At 63.4% G+C, this 22,485-nt stretch carries 20 protein-coding genes and 1 pseudogene; 13 read left to right on the top strand and 8 right to left on the bottom strand.

Going from position 1 to position 22,485, the window contains the following annotated elements:
* Positions 1-106: 106 nt before the first annotated feature.
* The gene (locus FNJ47_RS22690) at positions 107-1,447 is read left to right on the top strand and encodes an LLM class flavin-dependent oxidoreductase (RefSeq protein ID WP_163157064.1); all 1,341 of its coding nucleotides are present in this window, start codon (positions 107-109) and stop codon (positions 1,445-1,447) included.
* A 5-nt stretch (positions 1,448-1,452) separates the two neighbouring features.
* On the opposite strand, the gene FNJ47_RS22685 is transcribed toward FNJ47_RS22690, so the two are convergent.
* A complete protein-coding gene (locus FNJ47_RS22685) occupies positions 1,453-2,547 on the bottom strand; it encodes an LLM class flavin-dependent oxidoreductase (protein ID WP_163157062.1) in 1,095 nt (364 codons plus the stop codon).
* Between the two features lie 338 nt (positions 2,548-2,885).
* Between FNJ47_RS22685 and FNJ47_RS22680 the strand changes: the two genes are divergently transcribed.
* From FNJ47_RS22680 to epsC, 3 genes are read left to right on the top strand one after another with little or no spacing between them, the layout of a single operon-like run.
* Positions 2,886-4,115: an acyl-CoA dehydrogenase family protein gene (locus FNJ47_RS22680; protein ID WP_163157060.1), complete on the top strand. Its 1,230-nt coding sequence runs from the start codon at positions 2,886-2,888 to the stop codon at positions 4,113-4,115.
* Between the two features lie 37 nt (positions 4,116-4,152).
* Positions 4,153-4,725, top strand: a complete 573-nt coding sequence (locus tag FNJ47_RS22675) for a flavin reductase family protein (RefSeq protein WP_163157058.1) — start codon at positions 4,153-4,155, stop codon at positions 4,723-4,725.
* A 20-nt stretch (positions 4,726-4,745) separates the two neighbouring features.
* Entirely contained in the window at positions 4,746-5,699 is a 954-nt protein-coding gene (epsC, locus tag FNJ47_RS22670) for a serine O-acetyltransferase EpsC (RefSeq protein ID WP_163157056.1), read from the top strand.
* Between the two features lie 9 nt (positions 5,700-5,708).
* Here the strand turns inward: epsC and FNJ47_RS22665 are convergent, their stop codons facing one another.
* From FNJ47_RS22665 to FNJ47_RS22645, 5 genes are all read right to left on the bottom strand, one after another.
* Positions 5,709-6,464: an ABC transporter permease gene (locus FNJ47_RS22665; protein WP_236000044.1), complete on the bottom strand. Its 756-nt coding sequence runs from the start codon at positions 6,462-6,464 to the stop codon at positions 5,709-5,711.
* 112 nt (positions 6,465-6,576) lie between these two features.
* Entirely contained in the window at positions 6,577-7,443 is an 867-nt protein-coding gene (locus FNJ47_RS22660; RefSeq protein ID WP_163157054.1) for an ABC transporter ATP-binding protein, read from the bottom strand.
* Entirely contained in the window at positions 7,440-8,486 is a 1,047-nt protein-coding gene (locus FNJ47_RS22655; RefSeq protein WP_236000043.1) for an ABC transporter substrate-binding protein, read from the bottom strand. The genes FNJ47_RS22660 and FNJ47_RS22655 overlap by 4 nt, the downstream gene beginning before the upstream one ends.
* Before the next feature lie 35 nt (positions 8,487-8,521).
* Entirely contained in the window at positions 8,522-9,451 is a 930-nt protein-coding gene (locus tag FNJ47_RS22650; RefSeq protein ID WP_163157050.1) for a TauD/TfdA dioxygenase family protein, read from the bottom strand.
* A 97-nt stretch (positions 9,452-9,548) separates the two neighbouring features.
* Entirely contained in the window at positions 9,549-10,985 is a 1,437-nt protein-coding gene (locus FNJ47_RS22645; RefSeq protein ID WP_163157048.1) for an FAD-dependent oxidoreductase, read from the bottom strand.
* Between FNJ47_RS22645 and FNJ47_RS22640 the strand changes: the two genes are divergently transcribed.
* The 4 genes from FNJ47_RS22640 (at position 10,984) to FNJ47_RS22625 (ending at position 14,466) form a co-directional block, all read left to right on the top strand.
* Positions 10,984-11,157 (top strand): hypothetical protein, encoded by a 174-nt coding sequence (locus FNJ47_RS22640; RefSeq protein WP_163157046.1) that lies wholly within the window; start codon positions 10,984-10,986, stop codon positions 11,155-11,157. The two genes, FNJ47_RS22645 and FNJ47_RS22640, sit on opposite strands and share 2 nt — an antisense overlap.
* Before the next feature lie 217 nt (positions 11,158-11,374).
* A complete protein-coding gene (locus tag FNJ47_RS22635) occupies positions 11,375-12,199 on the top strand; it encodes a class I SAM-dependent methyltransferase (protein WP_163157043.1) in 825 nt (274 codons plus the stop codon).
* A gap of 23 nt (positions 12,200-12,222) precedes the next feature.
* Complete coding sequence (locus FNJ47_RS22630) at positions 12,223-13,563, top strand: LLM class flavin-dependent oxidoreductase (RefSeq protein WP_163157041.1); 1,341 nt, start codon at positions 12,223-12,225, stop codon at positions 13,561-13,563.
* 84 nt (positions 13,564-13,647) lie between these two features.
* Positions 13,648-14,466 (top strand): MetQ/NlpA family ABC transporter substrate-binding protein, encoded by an 819-nt coding sequence (locus FNJ47_RS22625; RefSeq protein ID WP_163157039.1) that lies wholly within the window; start codon positions 13,648-13,650, stop codon positions 14,464-14,466.
* A 29-nt stretch (positions 14,467-14,495) separates the two neighbouring features.
* Here the strand turns inward: FNJ47_RS22625 and FNJ47_RS22620 are convergent, their stop codons facing one another.
* Complete coding sequence (locus FNJ47_RS22620; RefSeq protein WP_163157037.1) at positions 14,496-15,254, bottom strand: SDR family NAD(P)-dependent oxidoreductase; 759 nt, start codon at positions 15,252-15,254, stop codon at positions 14,496-14,498.
* A gap of 78 nt (positions 15,255-15,332) precedes the next feature.
* Positions 15,333-16,604, bottom strand: coding sequence for an ROK family protein (locus FNJ47_RS22615; protein ID WP_163157035.1), 1,272 nt, complete (start codon positions 16,602-16,604; stop codon positions 15,333-15,335).
* Between the two features lie 241 nt (positions 16,605-16,845).
* On the opposite strand from FNJ47_RS22615, the gene FNJ47_RS22610 reads away from it, so the two are divergent.
* The 5 genes and pseudogenes from FNJ47_RS22610 to FNJ47_RS22590 form a co-directional block, all read left to right on the top strand.
* Complete coding sequence (locus FNJ47_RS22610) at positions 16,846-17,811, top strand: sugar-binding protein (RefSeq protein WP_163157033.1); 966 nt, start codon at positions 16,846-16,848, stop codon at positions 17,809-17,811.
* Positions 17,812-17,875: 64 nt separating this feature from the next.
* Entirely contained in the window at positions 17,876-19,402 is a 1,527-nt protein-coding gene (locus tag FNJ47_RS22605) for a sugar ABC transporter ATP-binding protein (RefSeq protein WP_163157031.1), read from the top strand.
* Complete coding sequence (locus tag FNJ47_RS22600; RefSeq protein WP_163157029.1) at positions 19,399-20,442, top strand: ABC transporter permease; 1,044 nt, start codon at positions 19,399-19,401, stop codon at positions 20,440-20,442. Before FNJ47_RS22605 ends, FNJ47_RS22600 begins: the two co-directional genes overlap by 4 nt.
* A gap of 200 nt (positions 20,443-20,642) precedes the next feature.
* Positions 20,643-21,992, top strand: coding sequence for a carbohydrate porin (locus tag FNJ47_RS22595; protein ID WP_163157027.1), 1,350 nt, complete (start codon positions 20,643-20,645; stop codon positions 21,990-21,992).
* 38 nt (positions 21,993-22,030) lie between these two features.
* Positions 22,031-22,321, top strand: a pseudogene (locus FNJ47_RS22590) (ATP-binding cassette domain-containing protein); the annotation flags it as partial.
* Between the last annotated feature and the right edge of the window lie 164 nt (positions 22,322-22,485).

Below are 22,485 nucleotides of genomic sequence, written 5' to 3'. Positions count from 1 at the left end.
CAGTGGAGGCGGATATTTCTTTTTGCATGCACGCTCCGACCGTTCGTTTCCTTGTGGCGCGACAAGCGATATTTCGAAAACCAACTCATTTCACTGCGTGGCAGCCATGTCCCATCGTCAGCTTCATCTCAATGTCAATCTGCTGCACTCCGGCGTCTATGCGTCGGCCTGGCGGCTGCCCGAAAGCGATCCGCGCGCCTGCTTTGATGTCGGCCATTACGTGCGCGTTGCAGAGATCGCCGAGCGCGGCAAGCTCGATGCGATCTTTCTTGCCGATACGCCGGCGATCACCGATCGCATCGACTATCGATCATTCATGTCGATGGAACCGACGATCGTACTGGCTTCGGTCGCCGCTGCGACGAGCCATGTCGGGCTGATCGCGACTGCCTCGACCACCTATAACGAGCCCTACAACATCGCGCGCCGCTTCGCGACCCTGGATCTCGCGAGCGGCGGCCGCGTCGGCTGGAACGCGGTGACCACGGCGGACGCAGCCGCCAGCCGCAATTTCGGCCTCAACAACGTGCTCGAGCACAAGGCCCGCTACGAACGCGCCAAGGAGTTCGCCGAGGTTGTCCATGCGCTGTGGGACAGCTGGGAGGACGACGCCTTTGTCGGCGACAAGACGAGCGCCCGGTTTGTCGATACGTCGAAGGTTCATCCGATCACGCATCGCGGCGCTCATTACTCCGTGGCCGGTCCGCTCAATGTGCCCCGCTCGCCGCAGGGCCGACCGGTGACCGTTCAGGCCGGCGGCTCGAGCGACGGCCGCGACCTTGCCGCGGCGCAGGCCGAAGCCGTATTCACGCTGGCGCAGACGATCGAGGAAGGCGTCGCCTATGCGCGCGATCTGCGCGCTCGCGCCGCAGCTTACGGCCGCGCCGGCGACTCCATCGTTATCCTGCCGGGCCTTGCTACCGTCATCGGCAGCACCGAAGCCGAGGCGAAGCGACGGCAGGATGAGCTGTGGGAGCTGGTTCCGATCGAGTACAGCCTTGCCCGCCTCGCCGGCACATTGCAGGTCGATGCGGCAATCCTCGAACTCGACAAGCCGCTGCCAGATCCGCTGCCGCTGCCGGCCAATGCCAACCACACCATGTTTCAGGGCACCGTGAACCTTGCGCGCCGCGGCAACCTCACGGTCCGGCAGTTGCTGCGAGCACTCGGCGGCGGGGTCGGACACCGCATCATCGTCGGTACGCCGGAGCAGATCGCCGACGATATCGAAGCCTGGTTTGCGGCTGGCGCCGCCGACGGCTTCAATCTGATGCCGGACGTGCTGCCGACGGGATTGGAGGTCTTCGTCGACAACGTGGTGCCGATCCTGCAGCAACGCGGCCTGTTCCGAACGGATTATGCCAGCACCACCTTGCGTGAGCATTTCGGATTACCGCGGCCGACGAGCCGCTATGCGCGGCGGATCGAGGTGGCGGCAACCGCGTGACGCAGTTACCGTGAGCCTGCCAGCAGCGCCGGAGCGTTACCCGCGACAGCCGGTGATGCGGCGCGAACGCGCGGGATGATCTCTTTCGCAAAGCGCTCCATCTCGGCCTCGAAGGGCTGGAATTGCAGCATGAACAATTCGATGCCCGCGGCATGGAATGCCCCGATCCGGGCCGCGACCTCGTCATAGCTGCCGACCAGCCCTGCAGCGGTGCCGCCGTTGCTGCCGACCCGTTCCGACTTCTGCATGGTCTGCATCATCACGACCTTCGGATCGGTGTTCTGACGCTGGATCGCCTTCACCGGCGCATCCTTTCGCGACAACTCAAGCAGCCGCCCATAGGCAGTTTGCGCCTCGGCCTGCGTCTCGCGCGCGACGACGAAAGCGGACAGTCCGAAGCGAAGTGGCGTTGACGTCCGCTGCCGCGCAGCGACGTCGGCAATGAGGCCAGCCACATCCCCAAGCGGCTGCCCGTTGATGAACCAGACGTCGCCATGGTCGGCAACCAGCGCGCGCGCCGGCTCTGACTCGCCGCCGACATAGATCAACGGTCGCGGCCGATAGCGGCTCGTGGGCCGCAACAGATAATCGCGGACGTCGAAATGCTCACCCTTGTAGGTCAACCGTTCGCCCTGCATCAGCCGCGCGACGATCGTGATCCACTCGCGACCATAGGCGTAACGGGCATCATGCTCGGCAAAGCCGATGCCGGCCTTGTCGAGCTCGGGCCGGTTCCAGGCGTTGACCAGATTGATCGCAAAGCGTCCGCGGCTGATGTTCTCGATCCCGAGCGCAAGCTTGGCGAGCACCACCGGGTGATAGAGATAGGGCTTGATGGCCGCGATGATCTCGATGCGGCTCGTCAATGCCGCAACGGCTGCCGCCGCGCTCCAGGCTTCGAGCTGATCGAAATCCTCCTGATGCGGATTGATCGTGTGCTGCGCGATCAGCGTGGAATCGTAGCCCAGCGCTTCTGCGGCAAGCACGAGATCGCGATTGCGCTCCCACGATGCGTCATACGGCTCCTCCGGATCCTGATAGGCGGCGCGCGAACCATGGACCAGCGCCCAGATGCCAAAGCGAAGCGGTCGTGCCGACATGCCGTTTCTCCGATTTCCCTGACGTTACACCGTCATCTTCTGTGAGAAGCACGACGGCAGATCAAGCAGCGACGCATCAAAAGATTTTCCTTGCCGCCGCACGCGCGCGCATGAAGCAGAACAACTCTGGACGCAACGACAATTGGAATACCGCTCTATTTCGGTTCGGCACAAATCGTGGGACAGTTTGCGAAGCATGAACTGCGCGCTCCTTCGATCGACGAGCACCGTCGCTCGAGAGAACGAGGAACCATGTCGCGCGAGATCAATGTCACCGACCATCTTGCACGGCTCGATCAAGAACCGACCGATCAACCAACGCCATTCGGATGACATCCATGAACAAGCCTGTATCCGTCACTTCGCTGGAGTCCTCCGACCGCCTCGGCAGTCACGCGCCCGATATCGACGCGCTGCTCGGCCGAATCTCCGAAGGGGCCAGCGACCGCGAACGCGAGCGCGTGCTGCCGTTCGCGGAGATCGACCTCATTCGCAAGGCCCGCCTTGGCGCTCTGCGGCTTCCGCTTGAGGTCGGCGGCGCCGGCCTGTCGATCCGCGCCCTGTTCGAGATCGTCATCCGCCTCGGCGAGGCCGACGCAAATGTCGCACATATCCTGCGCAACCATTTCAGCGTCGTCGAACGCCTGGTGCGCCGTCCGAAGGACGAACAGCACAGACAGTGGCAGAAGGCGGTCGCCGACGGCGCGATCATCGGGCTCGCCGCCACCGAACTCGACACGCCGAAGGTCGGCAACGTCACGCCGAACACGACACTCACCGCGGACGGCGACGACTACTTGCTCAACGGCACTAAATACTACAGCACCGGCACGCTGTATTCGGACTACGTCCTCGTCCGCACCGCTGACACAACAGCAACCAACGCCGCCGCGCTCATTCCGGTCACTCGCGAAGGCATCGAGCTGATCGACGACTGGGACGGCCTCGGGCAGCGGCTGACAGCGACCGGCACCACGCATTTCCGCAATGTGCGCGTCAAGCGCCAGGAGGTGGTGTTCGATGCACCGGATACCGGCTACGGCATTCCCTACTCCAACACATTTGCCCAGCTGTTCCTGACCGCGATTAATGCCGGCATCGCGCGCGCCGTGCTGCGGGACGCCACCGCCCTGGTGCGGACTCGCAAGCGGACGTTCTACTATGCGCCGAGCGAGGTTCCGTCGGACGATCCGCTGCTGCAGCAGACCGTCGGCCAGATCGCGAGCGGCGCGTTCGCCGCCGAAACGGTCGTGCTCGCGGCAGCTGAAGCGCTCGACGCCGCCACCGACGCCTTCGATGCCGATGACGCGAACGCCGTCGATGCCGCGCACAAGGCCGCGCTGCTGTCGGCCAAGGCGAAGATCGTTGCGGATGAATTCGCGATCCGGAGCGGCAGCCTGCTGTTCGACGTCGGCGGCGCTTCCGCCACCAAGAAGGCGACTAATTTCGACCGCCACTGGCGCAACGCGCGCACGCTGGCGTCGCACAATCCGAACACCTTCAAGACACGCTCGATCGGACAATACGAGATCAGCGGCACGCCGCTCCCCGCCAAGGGCTTCTTCTAGCGAGGTCCAGTCCGGCGCGGCAAGAAGGAGAACCCCGATGAACAAGCCGGATATCCACCTTGTCGATGCCGATCACGAGATCGAGCGGCAGTTTCGCCTTGTCATGCGCCGCCTCCCAGGTGGCGTTTGCATCATCACTGCAGGACAGGGCGAAGACATCACCGGCATGACGGTCACCTCGCTGACATCGCTCAGTGCGAGCCCGCCCCGGCTGCTGGTCAGCATCAACCGGCAGGCATCGGCCTTCGCACCGATCGCCCGCCACCGGCAGTTTGGCGTCAACATCCTCGGCTCGGACCAGCAAGCCCTGGCCGAGCGCTTCAGCAATGGCCAGCTCAGAGGCCGGGAGCGCTTCGAAGGCACCGACTGGTCGTATGGAGCCTCCGGCGTGCCGCTGCTGCGGCGGTCGCTTGCCGTCGTCGAATGCCAGGTCGAGGAGATCATCGAGCGGCATTCCCATGGCATCATCGTCGGCCGCCTCTCCAGCATGGAGGTCTCGCATCGGCTGTCCGGGCTCACCTACTGGAACGGACAGTATGTCCAGATCGATCACGAAGCCGACCTCGACTTGTTGGCCGAAGTCAGCATTCCCTTGGCGCATGTCCGTTAAGACGGGGAAGGGCACACAGCATGAAGCGCGAAACGCCACCACCCTCGCCCGCAGCGTTGGCCGGCGCGGTCGGCAGACGACCGGGCCGCTGGCAGCTGGACCGCATCGTCGCTGAGTTGCGCACGTCCCGTGAGGAGACCCACAGCATCCGGCGCGACAGTGAGCCACGCCGTGCGCCCTCGCGCGACGTGCTCGAGGGGGTCCTCGACGGCCTCACCGAGGCGTTGTTTCCGCGTCACTACGGCCAATCTGACCTCGACGGCGAGAACATCGACTATTTCGTCGGCAACACGCTGAGCACGGCGCTGGATTCGCTCAGCGCGCAGATTCACCGCGGCGCATTGTTCGTCGGCGACGAGCTGGAGCCGGGCTTTGTCCACGAGGAGGCGATCGAACTGACCCGCGGCTTCGCCACCCAGCTGCCACAGGTCCGCGGGCTCCTGATCAACGATCTGCGGGCGGCGTTCGTTGGCGACCCGGCGGCGCGGAATTTTCCGGAGATCCTGATCGGCTATCCCGGAATGACTGCTATCATCCACCATCGCCTTGCCCACCTGCTCTACCAGATCGGCGCTCGGCTGGTGGCCCGCCTGATGTCGGAGATCGCCCACACCAGGACCGGCATCGATATTCATCCCGGCGCCCGGATCGGCTCCGGTTTCTTCATCGATCACGGCACCGGCGTCGTGATCGGCGAGACCGCCATCATCGGCAACAACGTCCGGGTCTATCAGGCGGTCACGCTGGGCGCGCGGCACTTCCCGACCGACGACGAGGGCCTTGTGATCAAGGGCGACGCGCGTCACCCGATCGTCGAGGACGACGTCGTGATCTATGCCGGCGCAACCATTCTCGGCCGGATCACGATCGGCCGTGGATCGACCATCGGCGGCAATGTCTGGCTGACCAAGGACGTGCCGCCGAACAGCATTGTGACGCAGGCCACCGCACGAAACAGTTCGAGCGGCGGCTGAACCGCGACCTCACTCCGCGACCGGCGCCTTCCATCGCATCAAGCGCCGCTCCAATGCCTCCAGGACGGCATTGAACGCCAGCCCGATGACGGTGATCCCGATTATGCCGAAATACATTTGCGGGATCAGGAAACTGTACTGGCTGTTGATGATGAGATAGCCGAGACCGGCCTTGGCCCCGACCATCTCGGAGGCTACCAGCACCAGCATGGCCGAGGCACTGGCGAGGCGAATGCCGACAAAGATCGTCGGCAGCGCCGCCGGGAGGATCACCTTGCGGAACAGCTGTTGCGGCGTCGCCCCCATCGTCCGTGCCGACTTGATCAGGAGCGGATCGACCTGTTTCACCGCAGCAATGGTGTTGAGCAGCAACGGCCAGGCGCAGCTGTAGACCACCATCGTGATCTTCGAGAGCTCGCCGATGCCGAGTAGCAGGATGAACACGGGCAACAGCGCGAGCGGCGCGGTATTGCGGCAGATCTCGACGAACTGGTTCAGGAGATCGCCGAGCCGGGTGTACCAGCCCACGGCGAGTCCGAGCGGGACGAACAACACGACCGACAACAGAAACCCGCTCAGAGCCCGGAGCAGGCTCGCGGAGACGTCGTCATAGAGTTCGCCGGTTTGCGCGAGCTGCCAGCCCGAAGCGATGACATCGGAGAATGGCGGCAGGAACACCGCATCGATCCAGCCAAGCCTCGGAGCAGCCTCCCAGACGGCCAACAGAACGATCAGCAACAGGGAGCGGCGCCCGAAAGCGGTCAAGCCCGGGATCGCGGCGCGAGCCGCGCTCACGAGCGGTGACGGTCGAGGATCCACTCCCGTGAACGTGTCTCGCCGTCCATGCGTGAGTTCCAACAATGTCAGCATCTCCAGACTAGACATGAGCGACTTCCTTCACATTGCGGTCGACACGGCCCGCGTCAGCACTCCCGGTCGGTTGCCCCTGCTGCGCTTTCTGCACTTCCTCGCGAAGCAGGCTCCAGATCTCGTGACGCACAAGACCGAATTCCGGCAGCGAGCGCACATCGTCGGCTGCGCTGCGCAGGAGTTCTGGAATATCGACAATCTGCTTGATCCGCCCCGGGCGCGACGTCATGACGGCCACACGCTGTCCGAGCACGACCGCCTCATCGATGCCGTGAGTGATGAAGATGATCGTCTTGCCGGTGGCACGCCAGATCCGCAGCAGCTCGCCTTGCAGCGTTTCGCGCGTTTGGGCGTCGAGCGCAGCGAACGGCTCGTCCATCAGCAGCACCTCCGGATCATAGGCGAGGCTCCGCGCGATCGCGACGCGCTGCTTCATGCCACCGGAGAGCTCATGCGGATAACGGTCGGCGAAGCCGGACAGACCCACCAGGTCGAGGAAGTGCCGCGCGATGTCGCTGCGCTGCTTCGGCTTGAGGCCGGCGATGTCGAGCCCAAACTCGACGTTCTGCGCGGCCGTGCGCCAGGGAAACAACGCGTATTGCTGGAACACGACGCCGCGGTCGCGCCCGGGCCCAACAATCGGGCGCCCATCGAGCAAGATGCGACCGCTCGTCGGCGTCGCAAGCCCGCCGAGCAGATCAAGCAGGGTCGACTTGCCGCAGCCGCTTGGGCCGACCAGGGTCAAGAATTCGCCGGCACGCACGTCGAACGTCATATCTTCGAGCGCGATGAAACGTCCCGCCGGGCGGCCCCCTTCACTTCGCGTGACGAACTCCTTGCGGACGCTCTCGAAGCTGATCTTGACCGAGGTCATCGCGCCTCCGCCGTCTTCCCGGGACGGAAATAGTTGAACTCATTGGTGTAGGTGTCCGAGGCCTTGATCTGGCCCGGCTTGAGCAGGCCATCCTTCACCAGCCAGTCGATCCAGATCTGCAGCTCGGCATCCGAGATCACGCCGCCCTTGGACGCAACGCCCGTGCTCTTCCAGTACTTGATCGAGGACGCATCCTCGTTGCGCTTGCGCTCCGCGATGATCCGGTCGAACCGGGCACGCACCTCATCCGGCGGTGTCGTCTGCGCCCACTGGATGGCACGTGATATCCCCTCCACCAGCTTGCGCGCGGTATTCGGGTTGTCCTTGATGAACTTGTCCCGCAGCACATAGGCGCCGCCGGTGAACTGGCCGAACAGATCGGTATCGTTGAAGAGCGAATGGATCCCGCTGCGCTCCAAAGCCTTGTCGCGCAGCACGCCGCTGAGCGCGCTGACCTCGACCTGCCCCTGCCGGAGCGCCTGCTCACCGGTGACAGGCGGGACCGCCACCAACGTCACCCGCTTCGCCTCGCCGGCGCTGAGGCCATTCTGCGCCAGATACTCACGCAGCACGAACTCCAGATGGGCGCCAAGGGTATTGACCGCGACCTTCTTGCCGATCAAGTCGCGGGCCGCTTTGATCGGGCTGTCGTCCTTCACGAAGTAGCCGTAATAGGTGTTGGCGTCGGAGCCGTAATAGCCGACCACGGCCTTGATCGGCGCCTTCGCCGCGATCAGCTTGATAATGGCTCCATAGAAGGCGCCGCCGATGTCGATGTCGCCGGTGACGACGGTCTGGATGTCCTGCGGCCCGCTGATGGTGTTGCCGACCCATTTGAGCTTGAGCGGCGCCAGATAGCCGAGGTCTTCGGCAAGCTCGGTGAACGTCACCTGCCCAGCCCAGCCTTGATAGCGGATCTCGGTCTTCTCAAGCGGCGGCTCGGCGAAGGCCGGCGCGGCCAAACCCAACGCAAGCGCGCCGGCCAGTAGATATCGCGCGACCCTGCGCGCGGCGAGATACCGCGCGCGAAGGATTTTCATCATGGCATTCATCCTGGTGACTCCGAAAGCTGAACCGATCAAGCAGCCCTGGCGGTCTGCGGCTTCGGCGATTTGATGCGTGTCACGCTGTGGCGACCGTCAACGCTACGCGGCACGTCGCCGTCGACGGTGGCGCGGCGGACCACCCGGTGCTGCTCGCCGTAATCGTTGACCGCGTAGTGCTGGGTCGCGCGATTGTCCCAGATGGCGACGTCTCCGGCACGCCAGCTCCAGCGCACGGTATTTTCGGGCGCCGTAACGTAGGACTGGAACAGATCGAACAGCTTCTGGCTGTCGTATTTCGGCAGACCGACGAAACGCTGGACGAAATTTCCGAGCACCAGAGTATGCTCGCCCGTTTCGGGATGAACACGCACGACCGGATGCTCGGTCTCAAAGATCGTTCCGGTGAATACCTCGTCGAAATGCTTACGGTCGGCATCGGTGGCTCGAGACTTCACCGCATAATCATAAGCGTTGCTGTGAACCGCCCAGAGCTCGTCGGCGAGCTTGCGCAGCGGTACAGGCAGGTCGAGATAGGCAGTCGCCGTGTTCGACCAGACCGTGTCGCCACCGTAGGGCGGGATCACTACACCGCGCAGCACCGAGATCTTCGGGTAGGCATCGACGAATGTGACGTCGGTATGCCACTGGTCGGCGCGGCCGCCGCCCCGCCCTGAATCCAGCTCGAGGATCGACGACGTACCCTTGCTCGCGCCGATCGTTGGATGCGGCACCAGTTTGCCGAGCTTGACTGCGAAGCGCTCCTGCTCGGCATCATCGAGGTGATCCTGGTCGCGGAATAAGATCACCTTGTGCTCGAGCAGCACCTGGTTGATGGCGCGGATGACCTCGTCGGGAAGATCACCCGACAGCTTCACATTTCTGATCTCGGCACCAAGTCGGGCGGCGCGCTTGCCGATATCGGCCCGCGGGATGACGTTGTCGATGGTGGTCGTGTTGCTCATGATTAGGCTCTCGTCGCCGCGATCCCCTGGACAAGGCTCCGCCATACGCCGGTCGCGGAAGCGACGACGGAGATGAATGATGTGGTGGCGACCCTCGCTATTCCGCCGCGACGTGCTGTGGCGGCCGCCACACGGCCGGCGCGTAGAGCTCGGCGGTGAAGTCTTCCGCAATCTCTCCGTTGATCCGGGCCTCGTGAGACGCGAGATCGGCCAGGAACAGGTCGCGGCTGATCCTCGCCGTGATCCCCGGGATGTCGCGCTTGAAGCTCGGCACGTCGCCGATCGGCAGGCCGAAGCTGACAAACGCCGCGGGATTGAAGACGTGGATGTCCCTCAGATACGGCGCGCGGCCCGGCACTTTCTCCAGATATTCGTGGCCGGACCCGAGATATGGATAGGCCGCCAGCGTGTCGTCCCTCTCGCCGTCATGCGGCGTGAAACGATCCCGCCACAGCAGGATTTCGTCTGTGAAATCGCGCAGCTCCGGCTGCGCACCGAGATCGACGGAATAACCGGTCCCCGCAATCGCGAAATCGAATGGGAACTTCCCGTGCGAGGTAATCGCGGTCGGGCGGCCGCCCTTCAATTGTGAAGAGGTCCACGGCGCACCGAGATGCAGGTGGAAATTCGGAAAGGCTACCGCGCGCGAGATCGCATCCGGTGGCGGGGTCGAGCCGGCCCGCCGGAACCGGACCGCCTGATGCCAGCGCACCGCATCGGGCAGACTACCGTAGTTGTCGTAAGCACCGGGGTAGCCACGGATCCGAATGACCGGCAATGAGGCCAGGGTCTCCCTGCGCGCAAACAGATGAACGTCACGCGCTCCGGCTTCGAGCGCCGTGGCGGCTGCATCGAAGGCCGATGCCGCACTCCCGATCACCGCAACGCTGAGGCCGCGCAACGCCCTGAAATCGATCTTCTCCGATGTATGCGCATGGAATTGCTTCGGCACGGCGCGCAGGACATCAGGGACGTACGCACCTCCGCTGCCCGCGAAACCGGTCGCGAGCACCAGCTTGCGTGTGGTCTCGATGGTCGTCGCGCCGTTACGCTCCAAGTGGAGCCGCAGATGATCGGCCGCGGGCTCGATGCGGAGCAAACGCGTACCGTAGCGGATGGCGGCGCCGGTCGCGCGGCGATACCAGTCGAGATAGGCGGCCCAGTCGAGCCGCGGAATGCGGTCGAGCGCATCGAACGCCGCCGCGCCATGGCGTGTCTCATACCATGCCTGGAAACCGAGACCGGTTAGGCCGAGTTCGGGACCCGGCAGCGTCTTCGGCGTGCGGAGCTTGTGCATTCGCGCGCTCGTCAACCACACACCGGCCTTGCCGGCGTCGGCCGCGGCATCGATGACCGAAACCTTGCCGATCCCCGCCCGCCGAAGCGCAAACGCGAAGGCCGAGCCGGACTGACCGCCGCCGACCACAACGACGTTGTGATCGATGCCGTCGCGATCGGGTACCCAGTTCTGCGGGTCAGGCCCGATCAGCCGAAGGGCTTCGCGGGCGGCACTGTCAGGATCGGATTGCGGCATGAATGAACCACCTCGCTTTGAGGGGACAAATCGTAAAAGCGATCGACGTTCAGTCAATGAAACGAAACCAGCTTTGTTTTCGACGCCGGACAATGTTCACTTCGCCGACGACGCTGGCATTGAAATATTTGCCATGATCGCCACCCGATCGATCATCTCGCGCACGTCGTGACTGGTGGGATCGACGCGATCGAGCCGGAACAGGCGTCAAATTGCGCGTCGTTCGGATCGGTACGACCGCACTCATCTCCGGTAAACGACGAACTCATCACGTTCATGCTCGCTTGCTGCGCAACAACGCAAATTCATTTCATCGACGTCGACATAGAGTCGGACGCAACGTACGCGCCTGATGTCAACGCGCGGCGAGAAACGATGGGTCTACCGACATGCCGCGAACCGCTGGCGACATCAGTCTTGAGCACGATACTCCGGAGCTTGCCCGCTCCTATGACGACGCAGGCCTCGTTCAATTCCGCCATGGCAAGTTCCTGATCGGACCGCTCGCCATCAAGTCTGGCGAGCATGTCCTCGACATCGGGACAGGAACGGGACGGCTTGCGGAATTCGTGGCGGGATTGGTCGGCCCGAACGGGCGCGTGATCGGGATCGATCCGCTCGCCGGCCGCATCGAGATCGCGCGCCTTCGGCAGGGCGATAATCTCCAGTTCGCGACCGGGCGGGCCGAAGATCTCGCGCGCTTCGATGACGCGCAGTTCGACGCCGTCTACCTCAACAGCGTCTTCCACTGGATCTCCGACAAGGACCGCGCCCTGCAGGAGGTCCGGCGGGTTCTCAAGCCCGGTGGCCGTCTCGGACTGAATGTGCAGGACCCGTCGCATCCGCACCAATCGCGTGTGCTGCTTCGTCGCGCGATCGCCGAGGCGGGTCTTGCCGGCAACCGCCAGGACTCCAACCCGGTACTCGGGTCGACGGACGACGAGCTCAAATCTCTGTTCGCGGCGCACGGCTTCACCGGATACCGCAGCGAGCTGCGCGCGCTGATCGATATCCACGACGATGCCGCCTCGCTGCTGCAATGGTCCGAAGCAAGCGCATTCGGCAATTTCCTCGAGGCATTCACACCGAGCGAGCGGGAGCAGGTCCGCCGCGCATTTGCGCGGCTCGTCGAAGAGAAACGAACGCCCGAAGGCTTGAAGCTGGAGCGTTACCTGCGCTTTGCGTTCGCGCAAAAGGCGCCGTCCCACCAATAACGGCAGAATTTGCGAGCCCCGACATGAGCAAACGACAGCTTTCCCTCAATCTCTTCATCTATCCCGGCGGCCATCACGAAGCGGCATGGCGCTACAAGGGGTCCACCGCAGATCGAATCCTCGACGTGACCTACTATCAGGAGCTGGCGCAGCGCGCCGAGGCGCAGAAGTTCGACGCGATCTTCTTCGCCGACGGACCCGCGCTCGCCGACAACGTTCGCTATGCGCAGCGCTTCCGTTTCGAGCCGATCACTTGGCTGGCCGCGATTGCCATCGCCACCAAACGCATCGGCCTGATCGCAACCGCATCGACCACCTACACCGAACCCTACAATCTTGCCCGCCTGTTCGCCTCACTCGATCATCTCAGCGGCGGCCGCGCCGGCTGGAACATCGTGACCACGAGCAACGCGCTGGCGGCACAGAATTTCGGGTTGCCCGAGCACCCGCCCCATCACGAACGCTACGAGCGGGCGCGTGAGTATCTCGATGTCATCACGCGACTTTGGGACAGCTGGGAGGACGACGCCGTGGTGAACGATCCCGCATCCGGGATCTTCGCCGACACCGGAAAGATTCATGCGATCGATCATGTCGGAAAGCATTTCCGGGTGCGCGGCCCGCTCAACATCTCGCGGACGCCGCAGGGACGGCCGGTCTACGTTCAGGCGGGCTCGTCCGACGACGGACGCGCCTTTGCCGCGCGCTTTGCCGAGGCGATCTTCACCGCGCATCAGACGCTCGCGAGTGCCCAGGAGTTCTATGCCGACATCAAGCGTCAGGCGCGAGCCTTCGACCGTAGTCCCGATCAGGTCAAGATCCTGCCCGGTATCAGTCCCTTCATCGCCAGCACGCAGGCCGAGGCCGACCGGCTGCAGGACGAATTCAACGAACTGATCCAACCGGAATACTCGTTGACCCAGCTTCGCCAGATGATCGGGCTCGACCTCTCCGGCTTCGACCTCGACGGCCCCTTCCCGCGCCATCTGATCGACACCGGCAGCGCCCACGGCGTGGCGAGCCGCTTCAAGCTCGTGGTCGACATCGTCGATCGCGATAAGCCGACCATTCGCCAGCTCGTGCAGCGGCTGGCAGGTGCGCGCGGCCACTGGGTGATCGCCGGGCCGCCGGAGAAGATCGCCGACAACATCCAGACCTGGTTCGAGAACGGTGCCGCCGACGGCTTCAACGTGATGCCGCCCTGGCTACCCGGCGGCTTCGATATCTTCGCCGAGCAGGTGGTGCCGATCCTGCGCAAGCGCGGCCTGTTCCGCGAAGAGTACACCGGAGCGACGCTGCGCGACCATTACGGCCTGAGCAGGCCGGAGAGCCTGTTCTCGGGATCGATCAAGGCGATCGCGTGATCGCCTGACGATGCCGCGGCACGGCCGGCCTCATGTCGGCCGCGATGGATGTTTGCTTCAGCACCCAAGGATTTGACAGTTCCAATGACGACGATGCGTTCCCTGTTCCGTTCCGCCGTTCTGCTTTTCGGCGCCCTCACCGGCGCTGCCCTGCACGCGGAGACACCAGCCAAAGCCGATCTGAAAGTCGGCTTCGTGCCGGGTCCCTACATCGATGAGTTCAAGGTTGGCGTCGCGCCGGAGCTGGAGAAGAAGGGCTACCGTATCCGCTATCTCGAGTTCTCGACCGGGTTGGAAGCCAACAATGCCGTGTTCAAGGGCGAGATCGACGCCAATGTCATGCAGCACACCATCTTCCTGAACTCGTACAACGAGCGGCAGCAGACCGACCTCGTCGGTATTGTCCACGTGCCGACGCCACCGATGGGGCTCTATTCGAAGAAGCACGCGGCGGGCTCGCCGATCAAACCCGGCTCGACCGTGGCCGTGCCCAACGATCCCGTCAATCTGCAGCGCGCACTCTGGATCCTGCGCGATCTCGGGCTCGTCGAGATTCGCGACTCCAAGCCGGTCGATGTCAGCGAACTCGACGTGATCAAGAACCCGGGCGGCATCAAGATCGTGCCACTGGAGGCGGCCCAAGCACCGCGTGCGCTCGACGATGTCGACTTCGCCGCCATCCAGGGCAATTTCGCGATCTACAGCGGTCTGAAACTGACCAATGCGTTCGCCCTGGAGAAAATGACGACGCCCTACATCAATGTGGTCGCAGTGAAAAAAGCCAACACGGATGCTCCGTGGGCACAGGACATCGTTGCCGGCTACAAATCGCAGACCTTCAGATCCGCGATCCTGTCGGATCGGTTCTATGACGGATTTACCCTGCCGGATTACCTGAAATGACGATCTGACGGTAGTCCCGCCCGCGAACGTTAGACCCAGCCGCCATCGACGATGTAATTCTGGTTGGTGCAGGCGCCGCTGTCGTCGGCGGCAAAGAACAGCACGACGCGGGCGATGTCGTCAGGCACGAGCTTGCGCTTGAGGCATTGCCGCTGCATCAGCTCGGCCACGCCTTCGGGCGTCAACCAGTTGTCCTGCTGCCGTTGGGTCATGATCCATCCGGGCAGAATGGAATTGACCCGCACGTTGCTCGGACCGAGATCGCGGGCGAGCGCGCGGGTGAGACCCTGAACCGCCGACTTCGCTGTCGTGTAGCAAGGCATGTTGCCCTGGCCGATCACCCAGCTCACCGAGCCGATATTGACGATCGAACCGCTGCCTGCCTGTTTCATATCGGGTGCAACGGCCTGGGCGCTGAAGAACTGATGTTTCAGATTGGTGGCGAACCGCTCGTCCCAATATTCCGGCGTGACATCCTCGATCGCGTGCCGGTCGTCGCGGGCCGCATTGTTGACCAGAATGGTGACCGGCCCGAGCGCTTCGCGGATGCCGGCGACTGCGCGTCGCAGGGCGGCGATGTCGCGCAGATCGGCGTGCTCGAAATGTACGCGGGACTGCGCCGGCAGGCTGGCAAGCAGTTGCTTTGATGCCGCCTCATCGATGTCGATGAATCCGACCCGCGCGCCCTGGCTGACAAACTGACGGACGATGGCCTCGCCGATGCCGGAGCCGCCACCGGTTACCAGGACGGTCCGGTCCTTGAGGCTTGGATAGATGGCACCCTGCATTGGCATTCTCTCGATTTGGCGCCTGAAGGGCGTCGGTTGCGTTGCTGCGGCTCAATCAAGGGCCGCAGCTCCCGAGATTCACTCGGTCGTCTCCATGTGGTTTCGATCAACGACCCGCAGCGTCCGCCGCACCATGCCGTCGACAATCGTCGCCGACTCGCTTGGACGCACGTATATCGCCGTGGACTTGAGCAGCCACGGCAACACCGCCTGCTCGAGCCGTTCCTCATAGGCACTGCGCATCATGTCGAACGCCTCCAGGCCGGGACCTGCGAGGATGACATGGTGCGGGCGCAGCACCGATATCGTCGTGGCGACCGCCTCGGCAAGCGCGTGGCCTGCCTGCCGGAACAATTGCTCGAGACGGGGATCGCCGGCACGTGCACGCGCGCGCAACAGAGCCATCTGCGCCTCGGACGGCTGCTGCGACACCGCCGGCGGCAGGTCGAGAAAGGTGCGCGCGTCGCGATAGAGCGCATAGTCGGCGAGATGAGCCTCGATGCAGCCGCGCTGACCGCAGCGGCATTGCGGACCGTTCGACCCCAACTTCACGTGGCCGATCTCGCTGCCCGCCCCGGCCCCCCAGCGCGCTTCACCGTCGACGACGATGCCCATGCCGATGCCGTGCCCGACCATGAGCGTCGCGGTGAGGCCCTGCGCCAGAGCCGGCTCGGCCGCCACGAGGGAGAGCGCGACCGCGACCGCATCGTTCGCCATCACAACCTCGACGCCGAACGCCTCGCGGATCGGCTTTGCCAGATCGACGTCGGTGATCGACAGCGCCGGGCTCCACAGGTGCCGGCCAGTGTCGGCGTCGACGATACCCTGTAGCGCCATCCCGATTCCGAGCAGCCGATGTCGCGGCGTGGCGGTCGCATCAAGCATGGCTTCGATCTGCGCGATCACGAGATCGCACAACGCAGCTGCATCGAGCGCGCGCGTCGTGAGTTCAAGCCGCGATTGCGCCAGGGCAGAGCCGCTGTAATCCGCGATCAATGTCTCGATCAGATTCATGCGGAGCGAGACCGCAACGATGCGGCCGAACTCGGGGTTCAGGGTCAGCAAGACCGCCGGCCGGCCGCGGCGACGGCCGTTCAGGCCATCCGCATCCTCTTCGTCGGCATCGTCCGGCCACAACGTCGCCGCTTCTGTCTCGGCTTCGCAGAGCAGCTCTTCCGCCATCAGTTTCGACGTGATGGCCGAAATGGCCGGAAAGCTCAGCCCCGTGCTGCGTGCGAGCTCGACGCGCGGCAATGGCCCCTGACGTCGCAAGACTTCGACGAGCCGGCCGCGGTTCGATCCGCGCGCCAAGCCTGAAGCTCGTCTGAGAGGCTCGGACTGTTCATTCATATCGGCTTTTTTAATTCGCTTGCTGAAATTATTCAACTTGGACAACTCAGATACAGGTCAAAAGGCGGCGATAGCGGCGGCAAAACATCACCATCATACTATTCTCGCGTGAAGATGCGAGTGCAAACACCCTTGACTGGACATTTCGTCGCGCTAATTTATTAGTTACGTGAATAAAATAAGGCGTGAAAAGCGCCGGACGTGAAATCCCCTCAGCGGGGGTATCGACAGGGAGGTGCATATGTATGTCTCAACGAAACGATTGATCGTGCCAGTATTGGCGGGCGCAGCCGTGTTCGCAATGGCAATGGGGACGGCGCAGGCCCAGCAGAAGAAGACCATCGCGCTGGTGACCAATGTCGCGGCCGACTTCTGGACCATCGCAGGCCGCGGGCTTGAGAAGGCGCAGAAAGAACACCCGGAATACAATATCGAACTGATCGTCACCAATGAGGGGACGGCGGCCGGCCAGCGCCGCGAGTTGGACGACCTGCTGGTGCGCGGCGTCGCCGGCATCTCGATTTCGGTCGACGATGCCCCGCATGCAACCGAAGAACTCAACAAGGTTGCGGCCAAGACCGTGCTGATCACGACGGATAGCGACGCACCGCAGAGCAATCGCCTCGCCTACATCGGCACCGACAACGTCGCAGCCGGGCGTCAGGCCGGCGAGGAGATCAAGAAAGCGCTGCCGAACGGCGGCAAGATCGCTCTGTTCGTCGGAACGATGGACGCCGACAACGCCCGCGAGCGCGTGCAGGGCATCAAGGAAGCGATCGCCGGCACCAAGGTCGAGCTGGTCGACGTGTTCACCGACCAGGTCGACTTCGCCAAAGCCAAGGCGAACATGGAGAACGTGCTCGTCAAATACCCCGACATCGCCCTGCTGTCCGGCCTCTGGAGCTATGAGACGCCACTGATCTATGACGCAGTGAAGGCCGCAGGCAAGGCCGGCAAGGTGAAGATCGTCGGCTTCGACGAGGACCAGCGCACGCTACGCGGCATTTCCGACGGCACGATCGAATCGACGGTCGTGCAGCAGCCCTACGAGTTCGGCTATCTCTCCGCCACCAACATCATCAAGACGCTGAACGGCGACAAGTCCTGGATTCCGAAGGACAGCAAACTGATCGTTCCGACCAAGGTGATCAGCAAGACCAATGTCGCCGAGTTCGCCGGACAGATGAAGGAACTGCTGAAGAAGTAACTTCAGTCGGCGTCACCGCCCGGCCGCTACAGGCCGCCGGGCGGTGTGCAGGAGGACATGCCGAATGGCGGAAACGCTGCTCGAACTCAGCGGAATCAGCAAGACCTATCCCGGCGTCCGGGCGCTCGACGACGTCAATTTGCGCGTCTGCCGTGGCGAGGTGCTGGGCCTGATCGGCGAGAACGGCGCCGGCAAATCGACGCTGATGCGCGTGCTCGCCGGCGTGATCGAACCGAGCGCGGGTGTGATCCGGATCGGCGGCAACGAGCACGCCCGGATGACGGTGACGGAGGCCACGCAATGCGGCATCGCCTTCGTACATCAGGAGCTGAATCTGTTCGAGAACCTTGACGTCGCCGCCAACGTCTTCATCGGGCGCGAGAAGCTTGCCGGTGGCCCGCTGAAGCTGGTGGACAATGCCGAGATGCGCGCCCGCGTGACGCCGCTCTTGGAACGGCTGGGCGCCGATTTCACGCCGAACACGCTGGTCGACAATTTGTCGATCGCGGAACGTCAGATGGTAGAGATCGCCAAGGCGCTCTCGATCGACGCCCGCGTGATCATCATGGACGAGCCGACCTCCAGCCTGACGATCTCGGAGACGGAACGGCTGCTGGAGGTGATTGCCGACCTGAAGGCGCACGGCATCTCGGTGATCTACATCTCTCACCGGCTCGGCGAGATCATGAGCTGCGCTGATCGCGTCATGGTGTTGCGCGACGGGCGCACGGTGGGCGAGCTGGCGCGGGACGAGCTAAGCCATGCGGCCATGATCCGGCTGATGATCGGCCGCGACCTGAAGGCGCTGTATACGCCGCCGGCCCGCGCGCCAGAGCCGGGCGGCTGCGATATTGCAGGCGTTGTCACGTCGGCCTTTCCCGACCGGCAGATCAACCTGTCCGTACGGCGCGGCGAGATCCTTGGTCTCGCCGGGCTCGTCGGCGCCGGCCGCACCTCCCTTGCCCGCGCGGTGTTCGGCGTTGACCCGCTGCTCGGTGGCGAGATCAGGATCGACAACACGCCGGTCGGCGTCGCCTCGCCACGGGACGCGATCAGGCAAGGGATCTACCTGGTGCCGGAGGACCGCAAGAAATCCGGGCTGGTGCTGGAACTGCCGATCCGTGAGAACGTGACGCTGGCGAGCCTCTTGGATCACGCGCGGATGTGGCTGGTCAACAGTGCTGCCGAGCGCAAGATCGCGAAAGACCAGGCCAGGCGCCTGTCCATCAAGGCGCCGAGCGTCGACATCGAAGCGGTGACGCTCTCCGGCGGCAACCAGCAAAAGGTGGTGCTGGGCAAGTGGCTCTCGATGCAGCCGCGCGTGATGTTCTTCGACGAGCCGACCCGCGGCATTGATGTCGGCGCCAAGAGCGAGATCTACGCGCTGATGCGCAGCCTCGCCGATCAAGGCGTCGCGATCGTGATGATCTCCTCGGACATGGAGGAGGTCATCGGCGTCTCCGACCGGGTGGCGGTGATGCATGAAGGCAGTGTCAGCGGCGTGCTCGAGCGCGACCAGTTCAGCGAATACAACGTGTTGAGGCTGGCGGTCGGCCAAGCGCTCGAAATTCAGGAGGCCGCGGCGCCATGATGAAGAAGGAACTCGGCCTGTTCTTGCTGCTGGCGGTGATCTCCGCCATCACCGGCGCGATCAACCCGGCCTTCCTGTCATTTGTGAACCTGCTGAACATGGCCAATCTGATCGGCCTGTTCGGTGTGTTCGCGCTGGGCGAAGGATTGGTCATCATCACCGGAGGCATCGACCTCTCGCTCGGCTCGATGTTCGCGTTGCTCGGCGTCGTCTTCATCGACCTTCTGACGACGTATCAGGTGCCCTGGCCCTTCGCGCTGCTGCTGGTCCTGATGGGCGGGCTTGCGCTCGGCGGCATCCAGGGCTTCCTGATCACGCGGCTGAAGATGCAGCCCTTCATCGTGACGCTGTGCGGGTTGCTGATCTATCGCGGCGCCGCGCGCTATTACACCAGCGATTCGACGCGCGGCTTCGGCTACGGTGACGAGGCGAGCACGCTGAGCAACATCGCATCCGGCAATATCGGCGGCATTCCGAACACCTTCATCTTCCTGATCATCCTTGCGCTGATCCTCGGCGTGCTGCTGCATCGTTCGGTTTACGGGCGCTGGCTCTACGCCGTGGGCAAGAACGAGGAAGCGGCGCGCTTTTCCGGCATCAACACCAATCTCGTGATCGCAACCGCCTATGTCATCAGCGGCGGCCTTGCCGGCGTTTCGACCGTGATGTTCGTCTTCTATACCAACTCGGTCTCGCCGAGTTCCTTCGGCAACTTTTACGAACTCTACGCGATTGCGGCGGCCGTGCTCGGGGGCTGCAGCCTGCGCGGCGGCGAAGGCTCCATCCTCGGCATCGTGCTGGGGACAGCGTTGCTGCAAGTGCTGCAGAATCTCGTGAACATCCTGGGCATTCCCAATTCGCTGAACTTCGCGGTGATGGGAACCGTGATCCTGATCGGCGTGTTGGCGGATCAGCAATTGCAGGCCCGGCGGCGGCGCAAGGCAGCGCTGGCCGGCCTCGCCCGCACGGCGCCGAAGAAGGACAGCACCATTCTGCAAAGCGCTACTGCCCTGCCAACGAGGACGGGCGATCAGGCATGACAGCTCGATAAGGAAATCCGCGGCCGGGAATATGGTCGCGGTTACTTGAGTAGAGGAACAAGGGAAAGAGTTTGCGGGCGCAGATTCTATCTCAAGTTGACGAGCCGACAAACTGAACCGGAGCACGTTCCAGGCTGAAGGGCTTTGGGCGGGACGTGACAGAAAATGGGACAAAGCCGGGGACGCTGGGAGTGCAGAAAATGTTGCATAGGTCTTTAAACACCGCGCGGGCATGCGGCGTGGGGATCGCTTTGTTATCGCTGTTCGGCAGCGGCGCGCAGGCGGCCGATCTGCTAACGAAGGCTCCGCCTGTACCTTACACAGAGACCGATGATTTCTGGACAAGACCGTATTTGTTCGGCGATCTCGGCAGGACGCAGCTGAAGGAGCGGGGCATCTCGCTGGCCCTGACGCTGGGTGACGAAGCGGTTGGCAACCTGTCAGGCGGCAACAGGAACACCGCGACCCAAGCCGGGCAGCTGTTCTTCCAGGCCAAGTTCGACATGGCAAAGCTTGCCGGCATCCAGGGCGGCACAGTTGGCCTTACACTCGTTGACCGCTTCGGCCGCAACCTGAATGACGAGGCCGGCATTCCAGCCTTGCAGCTGACCAACGAAGTATTCGGTCGCGGCAGTATCCTGCGATTGACTGAACTCTACTACTCGGAAAAGCTCTTCGATGATCGCCTCGAACTCAAGGGCGGCCGACTGCCGGTCGGCTCCGACTTCTTCTTCGGCCTGTGCGAGTTCATCAACCTGACCTTCTGCGGCGGCCAGCCCGGCAACATCCAGGGCGGCTACATCTATAACTGGCCGGTGAGCCAGTGGGCCGGTGTGGCGCACTACAACTTCACCAAGGAATGGCAGCTGTCGGTCGGCGTCTACGACGCCAACCCGAACTATCTGACAACCTCGGACTCCGCGACTTACTTCCTGCCGGGCGTCCCGGGCTCGAGCCGCGCCTCAGGCGTGCTGGTGCCGGTCGAGGTGGTCTGGGCGCCGAGCGGTCCCTTGAACGGGACGTGGAGGTTTGGCGGCTGGTACGACAGCGCGTCGACGATTGACGGTGGCTTGCCGGGCATCATTGCAGCTATCCCGGGCGTCGATGGTGCCCCCGGCCAAAATCTCGGAGATCAACGCGGCCGCTATGGCGTCTATGAGTCGATCCTGCAGCGGCTGACCGTTGAGGGTGCAAAGGCACAGGGTTGGTACATGTTCCTCAATACGACCGTCGCCGATCACCGGACGTCGTATCAAGACTACCAGATCGCCCTGGGCTTCAGGCACACCGGAACGTTCTCCTGGCGCCCCGAAGACGAAGTCGGCTTCGCGGTGGGTACGACCCACGTGAACTCGGCCGCGCTCACCCTGAATGCGGGCGGAAACGAAGTTCCGATCGAAGCCTGGTACGGATGGCAGGCGACCGGCTGGATGAACCTCAAGTTCGACGCCCAGTACGTGATCAATCCCGGCGGGCGCGGCTACAATGCAGCCGGCATCAAGACCGAGAATGCCTGGGTCCTTGGTCTGCGCACGCTGGTGCACTTCTGAGCCGGAGGGGTTACCAGCATGCCTGAGCGAGACCAGCCATGGTAACCCCTCACGATGCCGGGCTAGCGGTCCTGGAGTTGAAGGGCATTGGCAAGGAGTTCGGCGCCATTCGCGCGTTGCATGGCGTCGACCTGCGCATTTCTCCCGGCGAGGTAGTCGGCCTGATGGGCGACAACGGCGCCGGCAAGTCCACGCTCGTCAAGATCATCGCCGGCAACTTCCCGCCAAGTCACGGCGAGATCCGCTTTGACGGCAAGCCGGTCCATTTCGCCCGTCCGATCGATGCCCGCGCGGTCGGCATAGAGGTCTCTTATACAAATATGATGATGATGACGATAAACTCTATCAAGATTTCTGTCAGTGCAGATCAACATCACTAAATAGATCATCGTACTCACCGGGCGGGTGCATAGCAATACTGCTCTAGCTTATAAACATCTCATGCTGCCGCCGATGGTCACATGTGCGGTCACATGAAGCACGCAGTCGAGAT

Source organism: Bradyrhizobium uaiense (assembly GCF_010811875.1).
In the GTDB taxonomy this organism is placed as follows: domain Bacteria; phylum Pseudomonadota; class Alphaproteobacteria; order Rhizobiales; family Xanthobacteraceae; genus Bradyrhizobium; species Bradyrhizobium uaiense.
The sequence above is the reverse complement of the archived record's forward strand: the minus strand, read 5'-3'. Positions and strand labels throughout refer to the sequence as shown.

What these genes read in the sequence shown, in the direction of transcription:
- FNJ47_RS22680 (WP_163157060.1), top strand. Translation starts at nt 2,886, where the DNA reads ATGAACAAGCCTGTATCCGTCACTTCGCTGGAGTCCTCCGACCGCCTC.
- FNJ47_RS22655 (WP_236000043.1), bottom strand. Translation starts at nt 8,486, where the DNA reads ATGATGAAAATCCTTCGCGCGCGGTATCTCGCCGCGCGCAGGGTCGCG.
- FNJ47_RS22650 (WP_163157050.1), bottom strand. Translation starts at nt 9,451, where the DNA reads ATGAGCAACACGACCACCATCGACAACGTCATCCCGCGGGCCGATATC.
- FNJ47_RS22600 (WP_163157029.1), top strand. Translation starts at nt 19,399, where the DNA reads ATGATGAAGAAGGAACTCGGCCTGTTCTTGCTGCTGGCGGTGATCTCC.
- FNJ47_RS22690 (WP_163157064.1), top strand. Translation starts at nt 107, where the DNA reads ATGTCCCATCGTCAGCTTCATCTCAATGTCAATCTGCTGCACTCCGGC.
- FNJ47_RS22685 (WP_163157062.1), bottom strand. Translation starts at nt 2,547, where the DNA reads ATGTCGGCACGACCGCTTCGCTTTGGCATCTGGGCGCTGGTCCATGGT.
- FNJ47_RS22645 (WP_163157048.1), bottom strand. Translation starts at nt 10,985, where the DNA reads ATGCCGCAATCCGATCCTGACAGTGCCGCCCGCGAAGCCCTTCGGCTG.
- FNJ47_RS22595 (WP_163157027.1), top strand. Translation starts at nt 20,643, where the DNA reads ATGTTGCATAGGTCTTTAAACACCGCGCGGGCATGCGGCGTGGGGATC.
- FNJ47_RS22625 (WP_163157039.1), top strand. Translation starts at nt 13,648, where the DNA reads ATGACGACGATGCGTTCCCTGTTCCGTTCCGCCGTTCTGCTTTTCGGC.
- FNJ47_RS22640 (WP_163157046.1), top strand. Translation starts at nt 10,984, where the DNA reads ATGAATGAACCACCTCGCTTTGAGGGGACAAATCGTAAAAGCGATCGA.
- FNJ47_RS22660 (WP_163157054.1), bottom strand. Translation starts at nt 7,443, where the DNA reads ATGACCTCGGTCAAGATCAGCTTCGAGAGCGTCCGCAAGGAGTTCGTC.
- FNJ47_RS22615 (WP_163157035.1), bottom strand. Translation starts at nt 16,604, where the DNA reads ATGAATGAACAGTCCGAGCCTCTCAGACGAGCTTCAGGCTTGGCGCGC.
- FNJ47_RS22635 (WP_163157043.1), top strand. Translation starts at nt 11,375, where the DNA reads ATGCCGCGAACCGCTGGCGACATCAGTCTTGAGCACGATACTCCGGAG.
- FNJ47_RS22605 (WP_163157031.1), top strand. Translation starts at nt 17,876, where the DNA reads ATGGCGGAAACGCTGCTCGAACTCAGCGGAATCAGCAAGACCTATCCC.
- FNJ47_RS22675 (WP_163157058.1), top strand. Translation starts at nt 4,153, where the DNA reads ATGAACAAGCCGGATATCCACCTTGTCGATGCCGATCACGAGATCGAG.
- FNJ47_RS22610 (WP_163157033.1), top strand. Translation starts at nt 16,846, where the DNA reads ATGTATGTCTCAACGAAACGATTGATCGTGCCAGTATTGGCGGGCGCA.
- FNJ47_RS22620 (WP_163157037.1), bottom strand. Translation starts at nt 15,254, where the DNA reads ATGCAGGGTGCCATCTATCCAAGCCTCAAGGACCGGACCGTCCTGGTA.
- epsC (WP_163157056.1), top strand. Translation starts at nt 4,746, where the DNA reads ATGAAGCGCGAAACGCCACCACCCTCGCCCGCAGCGTTGGCCGGCGCG.
- FNJ47_RS22630 (WP_163157041.1), top strand. Translation starts at nt 12,223, where the DNA reads ATGAGCAAACGACAGCTTTCCCTCAATCTCTTCATCTATCCCGGCGGC.